Genomic DNA, 15,737 nt, shown 5'->3' with positions numbered 1-15,737 from the left:
CTCTAGAGGGCAAATACGAGGTCTACTCATTTACCCCTCGAATACACAGAAGCAACGCAATCATGATACAGAAAAGTAAACGAATGTATAAATCCGACGGGCTACAATCTAGAGCTCGAGAAGGATCCAGCTTATCGACTCTATACCAAGTTGCTTATCGGTAGCCGTAAGATTATGTTTTCTCCAGACAAACACTTACCTTTGTGAATATCAAGACTTAAAGACGTCTTCACTCCCGAGATCACTACACGCTAGGCACACCCTAGCCATTGTCTAACCCTTATAAATACCCACTTACTATCATTTTTAAAAATCTATCGAAACAATCAATTGAAAGCGCAATGAGCTAAACACAATCACTACTAATCTTTTAACAAATCTACCTATGTCTAATAATCTCCAAAAAACTAGCGCCCTGCTTCTATTGGCCGCTTTGACCTGTGCGCAGGGACAGGCGGCAGACACAGCTGGGAGCACGCAGGCCATAGCCCTACAAGCCCAACAGAGCAAAGGCACACTTAGCGGCTATGTGTACGATGCCAATGGCGCTATCGTCGGAGCAACGCTCCAAATCAAAGGGACGCAGAGTGGCGCCGTCACAGATGCCAATGGGCAGTTCACCCTACATGGACTCAAGGTCGGGGATCTGATTGAGGTTGCCTATATGGGCTATATCACACAGACTATTCGTTTCTCTGGACAGAGGCAGCTCACCATCACCCTCAAAGAAGACACCCAAGCCCTCAAAGAGGTTGTCGTGACGGCTCTAGGCATCAAGCGAGAGAAGAAAGCCCTAGGCTACGCCGTTCAGGAACTCAAGGGCAATGAAATCTTGAGCAGCCGAGAGAACAACCTTGCCAACGCCCTATCCGGCAAGATCTCTGGGCTACAAGTCATACGATCGGGCAATGGGCCGGGCAGCTCGTCCAAGATACAACTGCGAGGCAACACATCTGTTACAGGGCTCAATCAGCCACTCATCGTCGTCGATGGTATCCCGATGGACAACTTCACGGGAGCCCTCAACAACGACATATGGAATCCCTCGGCAGACCTCGGTAATGGACTATCGGACATCAACCCCGAGGATATAGCTTCTATGTCTGTCCTCAAAGGCGCCTCCGCTGCGGCTCTCTACGGGGCACGAGCTGGCAATGGCGTGATCCTCATCACCACCAAGAGCGGGCGTAAACAAGAAGGACTAGGCATCACACTCTCCTCGACCGTTTCAGCCGAAACGATATTCATGTCCCCCAAGATGCAGAATACTTTCGGGCAAGGAGCCCAAGGCGCCTACAATGCCGACAGTGGCAATAGTTGGGGGGCTAAAATCGAGGGGCAGGAATATACCGACTGGAGTGGCAAGAAACGCAACATGACCCACTACGACAATGTAGGCAACTACTTCGACACTGGGATTAACCTCACCGAGAGCTTCTCTCTGGCTCAGCAATACAAGTCTATGGCCATCTACGCCTCTATGACACGCATGGACGACCGTAGCAAGATCCCCGGAGCAACCCTCAAGAGAACTAACTTCACCTCTCGCATCACATCTATGTTTGGCATGGACAATCGCTGGAGCGTAGACGCCAAGGCTCAATACATACAGGCGGAGGCTGCCAACCGGCCGATAGGCGGACGCAACAACGCCAATACATTCACTGCCATGTACCTATTGCCTCGCTCGCTCGACATCAGAGATTTCTCGGCTGCGACCAAGGAGGACGGCAAGATGCTCTGGTATGGCAGTAGCCAGCAGATCAATCCCTATTGGATGCGCCAGTACAAGCTCAACCAAGACACGCGCGACCGCTTCCTCCTCTCTGGGTCTATCAAGTACAGATTTGCCCCATGGCTATCGGCAGAGATCAAGGGTGGCTCGGATATGTACTTCACTCAGTACGACGACAAGACCTACTCAGGGAGCTCACTCAAGAATGCTTATCGCACAGCACAGGAGCGGTTCTTCGAGCACAACTTGAGCTTCTTAGTCAGCGCTCAGCAAGATAACATCCTCGACAAGTGGGGGGCCAGTGCCACCTTTGGGGGCAACTTGATGCACCGCCAAAATCGCTTCGTGGAGATCAGACTTGAGGAGCTCAAGGTGCCCAACCTATTCACTGTAAACAATGGGGTAAAGCCTGCCGCACCCAACGAGCGAATTAGCCACAAGAAGATCAACTCACTCTATGGGACTGCCCAGTTGAGCTACGATGGATTCCTCTTCGTCGACGCTACATTTCGCAACGACTGGTCGTCTACGATGACCAAGGAGAACCGCTCATTCTTCTACCCCTCCCTCTCGGCCTCGTGGATCATCAGCGAGATGCTCAACCGAATGAACGTTGGCACACCAAAGTGGTTCACATACGGCAAGCTCAGAGCCTCGTATGCCGAGGTCGGCAATGACCTAGAGCCCTATCAGCTCTACAATACTTACAAAATCGGTCAGTCCCCCGACACACAGCCCACTGCCTCACAAAACGATATCCTCTTCGACAGCAACGTTCGCTCCGAGCTAATCAAGTCGTGGGAAATAGGGGCAGAGCTACGCCTGCTAGACAACCGCATCGGCATAGATCTATCGTGGTACAAATCCAATGCGACACGCCAACTGCTCAACCTACCAGTGGATAACCTCTCGGGATATAAGTTCCGCAAGATCAACGCCGGTAATATCCAGAATATGGGGTGGGAAGTAATGCTCACGGCACGTCCCATAGAGCTAGCCAATGGTTTCAGCTGGGATATGACGGTGAACTTCTCCAGCAACCAAAATAAGATCATAGAGCTATACAAATCTGCTGGTGAGGAGGTAACAATCTACCCTCTAGGAGGCTACGACAACCTACAAATCAATGCTGTCGCAGGAGGCAACTACGGCGAGATATGGGGAACAACCTACAAGCGTGTAGCCGACAAGGCTTCTCCCTACTACGGCAAGATCATCGTAGAGGAGGGACTGCCAGCCGTCAATTCGGAGAAGGAGAAACTCGGCGACCAGCAAGCCGATGCCCTACTCGGGCTAGGCTCTACGCTAAGCTACAAGGGCTGGGCACTCAACCTGCTCGTAGATGCTCGCTTCGGCGGACATATCTTCTCGGGGACTCATCTGCTGATGCAGAGTGTAGGAACAGCCGAGGCTACAGTAGTCAATGGGGCACGCGACAAGATGATCGTCGATGGTGTAGTGCTCAACAAGGAGGGAAAATACGAACCCAACCGAACGGAAGTCACCCCCGAGCAGTACTGGACAGCCATCACGAGCAAGGGCGGCAACCTAGGTATCGGAGAGTTTAATATCTACGATGCAACCAACATTCGCCTACGCACACTCGGTCTATCCTACTCCTTCGATCGTAGCCTGCTCAAGCGTACCCCCTTCACACAGGTCAAGCTCGGCCTATCGTGCAACAACGTTTGGATGCTCAAGAGCTACCTCAACGGGATAGATCCAGAGGCTGTCTATGCCACTAGCACCAATGCTACGGGCTTTGAGTATGCCAGTGCACCAACCTCTCGTAGCTTCCTATTCAACGTAACCCTAGGATTTTAATCATTCGCATTCAAAACATCAAAGACATGAAAGCCAATAAATATAGTCTGCTGCCCCTCGCCCTAGGAGTGATGACGGCTTGCTCGGACTTCGGTAGCATCAATACAGATCCTACGGCAGCTAATGAAGAGCAGATAAGAGTAGAGTATGCCATCAATCAATCTATCACCGAGGCCCAGCAAAACCCTGAAGTAGCCGAGCGTTGCTTCGTACTCAACTGGATGGATGCCGCCCGCTACCTTGACCCGAATACTGGAGGAGGCCTAACCGTAGGGCGACACAAAGACGACTGGCTCGCCAACTACTATGGCCACTATAGCCAATGGATGAGTGCGATCACACTAGCCATCAATACAGCAGATAGCAAGATGAAGGGGGAGCTCACGCCACACGAACGCCTGTCAATCCCCAACATGAAGCAGGTAGCACGCATCTGGCGGGTCTACTTGATCAGTGAGTTTACCGACAGCTTCGGGGTCTTCCCGATTGCTTCGTTTCAGGGACAGAACCCCATGTTCGATTCAACCAAAGACGTCTACTACTATATGCTCAAGGAGCTCAAAGAGGCTTCCGAGGCTATAGACCCCAAGGTAGAGGCCAAGGCCGAGGAGAAACGATGCGACCGAGCCTATCAATTTGACTACGGCAACTGGATACGCTACGCCAACTCCATGCGCATGCGTCTGGCTATGCGCCTCTCGGAGGTAGACCCCACCAAGGCTAAGAGCGAGTTTGAGGCTGCCGTACAGGGTATGAATATCATCACGGAAGCGAAGTATAACCTCAGCATCAAAGAAGACAAGGGCTGGACTGCTCTAACTGGAGTACTGACCAGAGAGTGGAACGCAATGGCGCTATCAGCCTCTGTCAATAACCTTATGCTAGGCCTTGGAGGAATACCCTCTGCCGAGCTGCTAAAGAATGCGTCTGAACAGATCAGAAAGAAGATTAAACCCGAGGACTATATGGGTGTGTACTTGGAGCAGCACTACACGCTACAGACAGACGAGCCACGCCGAGGGTTTTGGTTCGATGGTATCCCCTATAGCATAGATCCACGAGCCTATCAACTCTATATGATACCGGGAGATACCACCAATGCCCGATACTGCAGATACCCATCTTGGAATAAGAAATACTCTGAACTTAGACGCAAATTACTCAAGGACAAGAACGACACCGAGGGTATGGAGCTCGACGCTACCTATACATGGTCTACAGCTGCGCCCGGCTCTTGGGGAGAGAAAGGAGGGCTCAACAACCACTACGACTGGGCATGGTCTATCCCTCGTCTAGCGCTCGACTATCGAGATAGTAGCAACTCACGCATATTCTTCGCCTCATGGGAGAGCTACTTCCTCATCGCAGAGGCTGCTCTAAGGGGCTGGACGACACCTCTGACGGGCAAGGAGGCCTACGAGCTAGGCATTCGGCACAGCTTCGCCTACCACCATCTGGAGAGCTATGTGGAGCAATACCTCGCCTCCGAAACCTACAATAATGTAGGGACATCGGTCAAGTGGGAGCATACCGAGGAGCCTCCTGCGACCAAGAGCATGAGTATGGTGGACGGCTACACAAAGGAAAAGAAGGCCTACACCTATCACTACCCCGTAGCCTCACAGACACTCTATGGCAAGAGTCTCAACGACCAGCTTACCAAGATCATCACTCAGAAATATCTGGCCAATATGCCTTGGCTGCCTCTGGAGGCTTGGAATGATCGGCGTAGACTAGGGCTTCCATTCTTCGAGGTGCCAGCATCAGAGGAACCTATCGTGACGATGCCTGCACTCAAGGTCGGCCAGTTCTCGCCTCAACAGCTGACGTTCTATCCACAGCGAATGAAATTCCCCTCCACCCTAGAGAGCAACAACCCTCGAGGTTACAAGCACGCCGTAGATAGCTACCTTGCAGGCAAAGACGAAGTGCTAACTCCCCTATGGTGGGCCAAGAAGTAAAGCTCTAACCATATGCGCAGATTACGGGTAGGTTCTAGATATACAATATTATATAGAGTACTAGTTCTACGCCGCTTGGAGCATACCTCAGCAGGCTATACAATCCTCCACGACTTAGTCAGCCTCAAGGATAGCATTTTGGGGCTCTAGCTGACGTCAGCTAGAGCCCCTCGCAGAGGTCTCCTCGGAGCAATGGCAACTTTTTTCCGTAATTTGGTGTGGCTATCTCAATATTTCCTATTTTTGTGGCTAGAAACAGTGAGATTGGAGTGGAGTTCCAGTCTTGGCGTACTATTAATTATCATAATAAAAAGGACTAGCTATGAACCTATCGCACATTGAGCATTTAGGGATTGCGGTTAAGAGTATCGAAGCCTCTCTGCCTTACTACGAAGGCATACTTGGCTTGAAGTGCTACAACATCGAAGTAGTAGAAGACCAGAAGGTTAAGACTGCTTTCTTCCAAGTAGGGCAAACTAAAATCGAGTTGCTCGAAGCTACTAGCGAAGACAGCACGATTGCCAAGTTTATCGAGAAGCGCGGTGAAGGAATCCACCATATTGCTTTCGCTGTACCTGATACCAACGAAGCACTCCGCGAAGTAGAAGCGAAGGGCGTGGCACTTATCGACAAGCAGGCTCGCAAGGGCGCCGAGGGACTAAACATCGGCTTCCTCCACCCCAAGAGCACTATGGGTGTACTCACCGAGCTTTGCGACTGCAAGGATAAGTAACCCTCAACTAGATTTAGAGACCTACGAGGCCAGAGGCTTCGGTAGGTCTCTACTACTTTTGAGGACATTAAACAGCATAAATCATAACTTACTAATACAGCATTATGAGCGTTCAATTAGAAAAAATCAAGGATTTGATCCAACGTCGCGCCGAAGCCCACATGGGCGGCGGACAGAAGCGCATCGACAGCCAGCACGCCAAGGGCAAATACACGGCTCGTGAGCGTATCTCATTCCTCCTAGACGAAGGAAGCTTCGAGGAAATCGACACATTCGTACTACACCGCTCAACCAACTTCGGCATCGACAAGACTAAGTTTATGGGCGATGGTGTCGTGACTGGGTATGGTACGATCGACGGACGTCTAGTTTATGTATTCGCTCAGGACTTCACAGTATTTGGTGGTGCTCTATCCGAGATGATGGCCTCTAAGATCTGCAAGATCATGCAGCTGGCCATGAAGATGGGAGCTCCCGTAATCGGCCTCAACGACTCTGGCGGTGCTCGTATCCAAGAGGGTATCAACGCACTACAAGGCTACGGCGATATTTTCCAGAACAACATTATGGCCTCTGGAGTAGTACCTCAGATCTCAGCTATCTTCGGCCCTTGTGCTGGTGGCGCTGTTTACTCGCCTGCTCTGACCGACTTCAACATCATGGTCAAGGGCTCTAGCTACATGTTCCTCACTGGCCCTAAGGTGGTGAAGACCGTAACTGGCGAAGATGTAACCCAAGAGCAGCTCGGTGGTGCTAGCGTACACGCCTCCAAGAGTGGTGTGGCTCACTTCGCCGTTGAGAACGAAGACGAGGGTATCCGCCTAATCCGCCACCTGATGAGCTTCATTCCTCAAAACAACATGGAGGACGCTCCCGTAGTAGAATGCACCGACCCAATCGATCGTGTGGAGGATATGCTCAATGAGATTATTCCCGACCAGCCCAACCGTGGCTACAACATGTATGATGTGATTGGCGCCATCATTGACAATGGTGAATTCCTAGAGATCCACAAGGACTACGCCAAGAACATCATCATCGGCTTCGCTCGCTTCAACGGTCAGAGCGTGGGTATCGTAGCCAACCAGCCACTAGTAATGGCAGGTGCACTTGATAGCAACGCCTCACGCAAGGCTGCACGCTTCGTTCGCTTCTGCGATGCCTTCAACATCCCTCTCGTGACGCTCGTAGACGTACCGGGCTTCCTACCGGGTACAGGTCAGGAGTACAACGGTGTGATCGTGCATGGTGCTAAACTCCTCTACGCATACGGAGAGGCTACAGTGCCCAAGATCACGGTAACGCTGCGTAAGTCTTATGGTGGTGCCTACATCGTGATGAGCTCTAAGCACCTACGCTCCGACATGAACTATGCTTGGCCAAGTGCCGAGATCGCTGTGATGGGCCCAAGTGGCGCCGTAGAGGTGATCTTCGCCAAGGAAGTGGCTGCTGCCGAGAACCCAGCAGAGGCTGCCATGCAGAAGGAAGAAGAGTACCGTCAGGCCTTCGCCAACCCCTACAATGCCGCCTCATACGGCTTCATGGACGACGTGATTGAGCCACGCAACACACGCTTCCGCATCATTCGTGCTCTTGAGCAGCTACGCACCAAGAAGCAAACGCTCCCAGCTAAGAAGCACGACAACCTACCTCTGTAAACTAACTCAGTTAGTCCAGACTTATGAATACCTTACGTCTTAGCAGAGTCCTGAGCATTGCCCTCCTACTGGGGGCAACTGCTCTGCCTGCTTGGGCCGAGAGTGCACGATCTAGAGCGCTTGGGGAGCAAGACCCGCAGGGTTTTATCCTTACACTCACAGCGGTGATGGTCGTGTTCTCAGCCTTGTTAATGCTCGTCATCGTATTCCGCTTCATCGGCAAGATGATGCAGCGTATGAGTAAGAGTCGTCAAGACAAGGCGCAGAGCCCTACCGAATGTAAGACCAATACCTCCGCTGGTGGTGCCAAACCCACTGGCGAAGCTGTAGTAGCCATTACCCTTGCTCTACAAACCGAGCTTGGAGCTCGCTCTGGCGAAGTTGCCGCTGCTATAGCTATGGCGCTGCGTGCCGAACTCGATCAAAGACACGATATGGAGAGCTATGTATTGACGATCAATAGACGCAATACACAGTGGCACTCGCGTAGCCAAGGTATGCGCAAGTACAATTACTAATAATTCGTTGCTTACAATGAAATCAGAGACAATAAACAAGGAGGTGTTTGCGGCTATCGCCTACGCTCTACACGAAGAGCTCGGCAAGCATACGCACGATCAGGAGTCGTTCGTCCTAACGATAAAGCGCAATCCAGCTTCGGCTTGGGCGCTGAAGACACAGACCGTACGTACACTTCCTCAGCGTAACTAGAAGTATTCATCAAAGACATTAAAAACATCATCCAATATGAAAGAGTATAAGTATAGCATCAATGGCAACGAGTACACCGTAGCTATTATCGATCTAGATGGCAATACAGCTGCCGTAGAAGTGAACGGGACGTCGTACAAGGTGGAGATCCCAGAAGGTATGGCTACTCCAGTGGCACGCCCCAAGGCTGCTCCTGCGCCAGCCCCAGTAGCCGCCGCTCCGGCTCCCGCTCCTGCTGCCCCAGCAGCCGCTCCCGCACCAGCGCCTGCACCTGCTGCAGCTAGCGGTGCTGGAAAACCAGTACTCTCTCCACTGCCCGGCGTTATCCTAGACATCAAGGTACAAGTAGGCGATCAGGTTAAGGCTGGCCAGACCGTTGCTATCCTTGAGGCTATGAAGATGGAGAACAACATCAATGCCGAGTTTGATGGCGTAGTGACAGCCGTTAAGGTTGCTAAGGGTGACTCAATCCTCGAGGGTTCAGATATTATCCTAATCGGATAAGACTATGCTAGGCTTTGGTGGCTTTTTGGTAGAGAACTTACAGACATTCTGGTCGTACACGGGCTTTGCTAGCGCAGAACCGGGGCATTTCGTAATGCTCTTGATCGGAATGCTCTTCATCTTCTTAGCCATTAAGTATGACTTCGAGCCTCTGCTTCTGATACCGATCGGCTTCGGTATGCTATTGGGCAACATCCCCTTTCAGGAAGGTCTTAAAATCGGGATCTACGAGGAGGGTTCTGTACTCAATATCCTCTACCAAGGCGTACAAAAGGGCTGGTATCCACCGCTTATATTTTTGGGCATTGGAGCGATGACCGACTTCTCGGCTCTGATCTCCAATCCCAAACTTATGCTCATTGGTGCCTCTGCCCAGATCGGCATCTTTGCCGCCTATATGGCGTCACTTGCTCTTGGCTTCGAACCCAGTCAGGCTGGAGCTATCGGGATCATTGGCGGTGCCGATGGTCCTACGGCTATCTTCCTATCATCGCAGATGGCACCGCAACTCATGGGTGCTATTGCGGTATCGGCTTACTCATACATGGCTTTGGTACCTATTATCCAGCCCCCATTTATGCGTATGCTCACGACCAAGGAGGAACGTCTGATACGCATGAAACGTCCACGACAAGTCTCTCAAGTAGAGAAAATCATCTTCCCTATCGCTGGTCTTCTGCTTACCACTATGCTCGTACCTACGGCAATACCTCTACTCGGTATGCTCTTCTTCGGCAATCTACTGAAGGAGAGTGGTGTGACCAAGCGTCTAGCCGATACGGCTCGTGGACCACTGATCGACACCATCACCATTCTACTAGGGGTAACGGTGGGGGCTTCTACTCAGGCTACAGAGTTCCTCACGGGGGACTCTGTCAAGATCTTTGGCCTCGGAGCTTTCTCCTTCGTGGTAGCAACGATCTGCGGTATCCTATTTGTGAAGTTCTTCAACCTCTTCCTCTCCAAGGAAAATAAGATTAACCCACTCATTGGTAATGCTGGTGTGTCTGCCGTTCCCGACTCTGCACGCATCTCTCAGATCGTAGGTCTGGAGTATGACCCAAGCAACTACCTGCTGATGCACGCTATGGGACCCAATGTGGCAGGTGTTATCGGCTCGGCTATCGCTGCTGGCATCTTGCTTAGCTTCCTTGGTTAGATAGGTAAATACACTCTTGTAGCACCAAAGAAGGGCTGTGCCAACTTTAGTTTCGGCACAGCCCTCTCTGCTTATTACAAGGTCAAGAAAAAGGCTTAAATTCGCCTGAGCTATCAAGCTATTGGTTTTGATGTATCATTTCTTTCAGACGAAGACATCATAATATGATTACATATCTATCGGGAGCAATCAGCGATCTCACGCCCACAAGTATGGTCGTGGAGTGTGCAGGAGTTGGCTATCTAGTCAATATCTCACTGACGACCTATACTGCCTACCAAGGGCGCAAGGAGGGGAAAGTCCTCATCTCCGAGATTATCAGAGAAGATGCTCACCTACTCTACGGATTTGCCACCTCTGGCGAACGGGACCTCTTTACTTTACTGACGAGTGTATCGGGCATTGGCCCAAACACGGCACGAGTAATCCTCAGCTCGTATGCGCCTAATGAACTGAATACGATTATCGCCCTAGGACAGGTGGAGGCACTCAAGGCTGTCAAAGGCATTGGCCTGAAGACAGCGCAGCGTATTATTCTAGAGCTAAAAGGCAAGATTGTGCTAGACGAGGAGGCATCTGTCTCTGGCCTAGCTCCAGCAGTACAGACCTCTAGCCATTCGATTGTCAAGGAAGAGGCCGTCAGCGCCCTCAAGATGCTGGGCTATCCCGAACCTGCTGCCTTCAAGGTCGTAGGTAAGCTCCTTACAGATGCTCCATTGCTAACCGTCGAGCAGGTGATCAGGCAGAGCCTCAAACTCCTCTAGATTGCCGTAGGCCAGGCTGATGAATTCCAGATATAGGGATCGTCTTAGTCCAGTGAGGCAACGAAATAGACAAGTAGTACTTCACAACTTAGCGATAATTGTGTATCTTTGGTAGTCCCTTGTCTAAATAGACTCTATTGGGGCGGATATACAACGTTGCTAATCATAAATTCAAGCAAGCATATTATGAAGAAAATCATGATTCTAGGAGCAATGCTCCTAATGTCAGTGCCCAATCTGAGTGCGCAGAAGAAGTCTAAAAAGAATGACCCGAACGCCAAGAACGTCTTCACAACCATTAAGGAAGTAGGACGCACGTCCATCAAGGATCAAGCTAACTCGGGAACCTGCTGGAGCTACTCTGGGCAGAGCTTCATTGAGGAGGAGCTAATCCGTATGGGCAAACCGGAGTATGATCTCTCCGAGATGTTCGTAGTGAGCCATTCGTATCGCGACAAGGCTCGTAAGTACGTTCGCATGCATGGCTTCCTCAACTACGAGCAGGGCGGCTCATTCTACGACGTACTCTATGTACTCAAGCACTACGGAGCTGTTCCTCAGTCTATCATGCCCGGTCTTAACTACGGCACGAAGAAAAATCAGCATAGCGAAATTGCAGCCACTTCCAAGGCTTTCCTAGATGCCGTAATCAAGAACCCAAATGGAACCCTCTCTACCGCTTGGTGGCCCGCATACAATAAAATCATAGATACCTACCTAGGGGAGCTACCCAAGGAGTTTGAGTGGAATGGCAAGAAGTACACGCCCAAGAGCTATGCGGCCGAGATGGGAGTTAATCCCGACGACTACGTATCTCTCACGTCCTACACTCACCACCCATTCTACAGCAAGTTTATCCTAGAAATTCAAGACAACTGGCGCTGGAGCGAAAGCTACAACCTACCTATCGAGGAGCTGATGCAGACGATGGAGCATGCAATCAACACCGGTTATAGCTTCGCTTGGGGCTCGGACGTGAGTGAGATTGGTTTTACTCGCGATGGTATCGGTGTCCTAGCTGATGTGGAGGAAATCGAGACTAAGGGTAGCGACCAAGATCGCTGGGTAGGTCTAAGCCGTGCGGACAAGCAGGCCGAGATCAAGAAGCTCATTTATCGTGCCGATGTACCAGAGCTAACGCCAACTCAAGAGAGTCGCCAGAAGGGCTATGACAACTATCAGCTCACCGACGACCATGGCATGACAATCTTCGGATTGGCCAAGAATCAGCTTGGCCGCAAGTTTTTCATGGTTAAGAACTCTTGGGGAGAAACAGGCGACTACAAGGGTATCTGGTATGTATCCTACAACTTCGTTGCGGGCAAGACGATGAATATCGTACTGCACAAGGATGCTATACCTACCGACATCGCCAAGAAGTTGGGTCTAAAAAAATAGCCCGCCTCTAAGGCACCAATCAAACATAGGCGAGTGGGCAGCAGGCTGCTAGCTCGCCTATGTTCGTTCATAAGTATACTCGACTTCGCCTATGAGCGAAGATCTATCGCTGACAACAGCACCCCATCTCAAGTTATATTTAGACAATATGAATCGAAAAAACTGGGCGAGCCTAATCGCACTAACCTTATTGATTCCTAGACTATGGGCTTCATCTCCCGACAAGCTACCCAAGCACCTATTCGGCTCTGTAGACAAAGAGGCGATGGTGGCTTGGGCTGATAGTTTATACCAAACCCTCACCACTGAGGAGCGCATCGCCCAGCTCATCATGCCTATTGTATATCCGTCGGCAGATGCAGGGCGTATCGCCCACGAAGCTCGACGAACCAGCAAAATGGGCTGGGGAGGCATCCTATATCAAAAGGGTCTACTAGCTGAACAAATCAAGATGAACGATGAGCTCCAACGAGTGAGCCGTGTACCAATGCTCATTGCCCTAGATGGCGAATGGGGGCTATATATGAGGCTCAAGGACGCTCCTCGCTACCCTCGCAATATGGGGCTAGGGCTCAATGCCGACAATCAGCTGCTCTACAACTATGGCCGAGAGATTGCACGCCAATGTCGCCTAATGGGTATCCATATCAACTTTGCCCCTGATGTGGACGTCAATATCAATCCTCACAACCCCGTCATCGGGACACGTAGCTTCGGCGAGAGCCCAGAGGATGTAGCCAGTAGATCTCTAGCCTACGCTGCTGGCCTAGAAGACGGCGGTGTACTCTCTGTCGCCAAACATTTCCCCGGACACGGCGACACGAGCGAGGATTCGCACCATACCTTACCGACCGTTTGGGCTGACATGAAACGTATGCAACGTGTAGAGCTCTATCCCTTCGCCGAGTACATCAAAGCGGGACACGGGGGGATCATGACGGCGCATCTACGTGTACCAGCCTACGAGGAAGTGAAACTACCTAGCTCGCTTAGCCCAACTATTACGACTGCTCTACTCAAAGACGAAATGAAGTTCGGTGGCCTTGTCTTCACCGATGGGCTGGAGATGAAAGGTGTGCACGCCAGTGGCATCAAAGAGGTGGGGCTACAAGCTCTACTGGCAGGCAATGATATCCTACTAGGGCCTATCAACCCCGAGGCCATGCACCAAGAGCTACTACGAGCTGTCCAAGACGGCAGGCTGAGCGAGGCGCTCCTGCGCAGCAAGGTGATCAAAGTACTATACTACAAGTGGCGCCTCATCAAGCAAGAAGCAAGGAGTACAGCCACGGCAGCCACCATACATAAGGCTATCTGGACGCCTAGTGCCGAGGCACAGATGCGAGAGGCTTGGCAAGCCTCGCTCTATTACCTGCACAAGGAGAGGGCTACACTGCGTGACCTGAGAAGTATGAAGCACAAACGCATCGCCGTAGTACAGATTGGCAAAAACCCTGTTAGCAATGTCACTCGCCCCACAAGTACTGGTGGTGCAGGTAGCAAGATCGACTACTTTACTTGGGACGCCATCTCCAAGTCGCCCGATCGGCTCAACAGCTATGGGCTGGTACTCGTCCAGATCTTCCAGACGACCAACCTACCGACACAAGCCTTGACTCAAATTGGCGTTAAGAAACCGCTCGTGGTAGCCTACATGACCTCGCCCTATCGGGTCAATCGGACGGCGCAGTGGCACAAGATGGCCGACGTAGTCCTAATTGCCTTTGAGGCGGCGAAGGAGGCTCAAGAGGCTGTGCTAGCCCTACTAGCCCCCTCGATGCAGCTACAGTCCCCCAGCAATGAGCTCGAGCCATCGGAGGATCCCGAGGATCCTACGGCACTCACGAGGGCACTTTGCCAAACTCAGCCCGCCCGCCCTACTCCCTCGCAAGGCTTCGCCAAATCTTCCAACCTAGGTCGGCTCAATCTAGGCAAACTGACAGCACTAGACCAGCTGGCCCTAGAGGGAATCCACAAGGGTGCTTTCCCCGGCTGCCAAATCTACGTTGCGCACCGTGGGCAAGTCGTCTACAACAAGGCGTTCGGCACACTAACGGGTGGTGTAGGCGCCAAACCCACCACGGTCAATCATCTCTACGATGTAGCCTCGATCACCAAAGCTCTTGTGACGACCCCAGTGATGATGCTACTCGTGGCCCAAAACAAGGTTAAGCTCGACGGCCGAGTTGGCCACTATCTACCAGAGCTGAAGTCTGCACCAGTGGCTAATGTGCGCATCAGAGATCTGCTGCTTCATCAGTCTGGGCTACCAGCAGGGATCAACTTCTTTAGGGATCTGATAGACCCCAACAGCTATGAGGGCAATCTAATTCGCTACAATCCATTCCCCGGCGGTATTCCCTTGGTCGGCAAGGCTTGGGGGAACCCTCACTTCGGGTGGCTCAAGGAGTATATCTCGACCAAGCCCTCTGCCCAGCACACATTACCCTTCGCACGAGATCTGTATATCTCCCCCAGCTTCAAGACCTGTATAATGGAGAGTCTGGCCGAAACCAACCTCAGAGGTGTGGGTAAGTACCGATACAGCGATCTAAACTTTGTCCTGCTACAACAGATAGCCGAACGGGTAACGGGCAATCCACTCGACGAATACTTCGACCGCTACATCGCTCGTCCTATTGGGGCGAAGGTCTACTATCGCCCCCTCGATCATGGTATCTCAATAGAGCAGATTGCCCCTGCTCAGCGTGATGACTTCCTGCGCAAGCAGATCATACGAGGAACCGTGGACGATGAAACGGCAGCATGCCTTGGTGGTGTAGCGGGTAATGCTGGCCTTTTTGGTGCGGCAAGCGAACTGGGGCGCCTGTGCCAGCTCATTATGGACAAAGGAGTATGGCAAGAGCAGAGCATTATCCCCGCCGCTACGGTGGAGCAATTCATCAAAACCACTGGAGTGGGAGGTCTGCGTGCGCTAGGATTCGACAAGCCACGCAAGCGAGGCGTCAACCCTGCTGCCGATAGTGCTTCGGAGCAAACGGTTGGGCATTTTGGCTTCACTGGGACAGCCTTTTGGATTGACCCGGCCGAGGGGCTAATCTTCATCTTCCTCTCCAACCGCACCTACCCCTCTAGGCAAAACACTACGCTCATTACGGAGCTACTGCGCCCTCGTATGCACCAGACCATATACGATGCTCTTGAGTGAAGGCCTGCTCTCGGCCTAGCAGATGCGTGGCTCGACCGACAAGTGTGCCATAGCTGATAAACATATCGCCCCGCCGTGCTGTAGCACGGCGGGGCGATATGTTTATTGTGATGTGTAGCTC

11 protein-coding genes are annotated in these 15,737 nt (G+C 51.7%); all 11 read left to right on the top strand.

All coding sequences use genetic code 11. From position 1 onward, the window contains the following. Positions 1-385: 385 nt before the first annotated feature. Positions 386-3,559, top strand: a complete 3,174-nt coding sequence (locus HQ48_RS07355; RefSeq protein WP_081969760.1) for a SusC/RagA family TonB-linked outer membrane protein — start codon at positions 386-388, stop codon at positions 3,557-3,559. 26 nt (positions 3,560-3,585) lie between these two features. After that, on the top strand, positions 3,586-5,520 hold the full coding sequence (locus HQ48_RS07350) for a SusD/RagB family nutrient-binding outer membrane lipoprotein (RefSeq protein WP_044232854.1): 1,935 nt from the start codon (positions 3,586-3,588) through the stop codon (positions 5,518-5,520). 322 nt (positions 5,521-5,842) lie between these two features. Further along, positions 5,843-6,253, top strand: a complete 411-nt coding sequence (gene mce / locus HQ48_RS07345; RefSeq protein ID WP_044189288.1) for a methylmalonyl-CoA epimerase — start codon at positions 5,843-5,845, stop codon at positions 6,251-6,253. 104 nt (positions 6,254-6,357) lie between these two features. Further along, a complete protein-coding gene (locus HQ48_RS07340; protein WP_044232852.1) occupies positions 6,358-7,911 on the top strand; it encodes an acyl-CoA carboxylase subunit beta in 1,554 nt (517 codons plus the stop codon). A gap of 23 nt (positions 7,912-7,934) precedes the next feature. Next, a complete protein-coding gene (locus tag HQ48_RS07335) occupies positions 7,935-8,429 on the top strand; it encodes an OadG family protein (protein ID WP_044232850.1) in 495 nt (164 codons plus the stop codon). Between the two features lie 16 nt (positions 8,430-8,445). Next, positions 8,446-8,622: a hypothetical protein gene (locus tag HQ48_RS09405; RefSeq protein WP_160225950.1), complete on the top strand. Its 177-nt coding sequence runs from the start codon at positions 8,446-8,448 to the stop codon at positions 8,620-8,622. A gap of 36 nt (positions 8,623-8,658) precedes the next feature. Next, complete coding sequence (locus HQ48_RS07330) at positions 8,659-9,126, top strand: biotin/lipoyl-containing protein (protein WP_044232849.1); 468 nt, start codon at positions 8,659-8,661, stop codon at positions 9,124-9,126. A gap of 4 nt (positions 9,127-9,130) precedes the next feature. Next, the gene (locus HQ48_RS07325; RefSeq protein ID WP_044232846.1) at positions 9,131-10,285 is read left to right on the top strand and encodes a sodium ion-translocating decarboxylase subunit beta; all 1,155 of its coding nucleotides are present in this window, start codon (positions 9,131-9,133) and stop codon (positions 10,283-10,285) included. Between the two features lie 164 nt (positions 10,286-10,449). After that, positions 10,450-11,049: a Holliday junction branch migration protein RuvA gene (gene ruvA, locus HQ48_RS07320; protein WP_044232844.1), complete on the top strand. Its 600-nt coding sequence runs from the start codon at positions 10,450-10,452 to the stop codon at positions 11,047-11,049. Between the two features lie 186 nt (positions 11,050-11,235). Next, the gene (locus HQ48_RS07315) at positions 11,236-12,447 is read left to right on the top strand and encodes an aminopeptidase C (RefSeq protein WP_044232841.1); all 1,212 of its coding nucleotides are present in this window, start codon (positions 11,236-11,238) and stop codon (positions 12,445-12,447) included. Positions 12,448-12,595: 148 nt separating this feature from the next. Beyond that, complete coding sequence (locus tag HQ48_RS07310; protein ID WP_052409019.1) at positions 12,596-15,616, top strand: glycoside hydrolase family 3 N-terminal domain-containing protein; 3,021 nt, start codon at positions 12,596-12,598, stop codon at positions 15,614-15,616. Positions 15,617-15,737 lie beyond the last annotated feature (121 nt).

The organism is Porphyromonas sp. COT-290 OH3588 (assembly GCF_000769075.1).
Taxonomy (GTDB): domain Bacteria; phylum Bacteroidota; class Bacteroidia; order Bacteroidales; family Porphyromonadaceae; genus Porphyromonas.
This window is presented reverse-complemented; position numbering and strand designations above follow the sequence as displayed.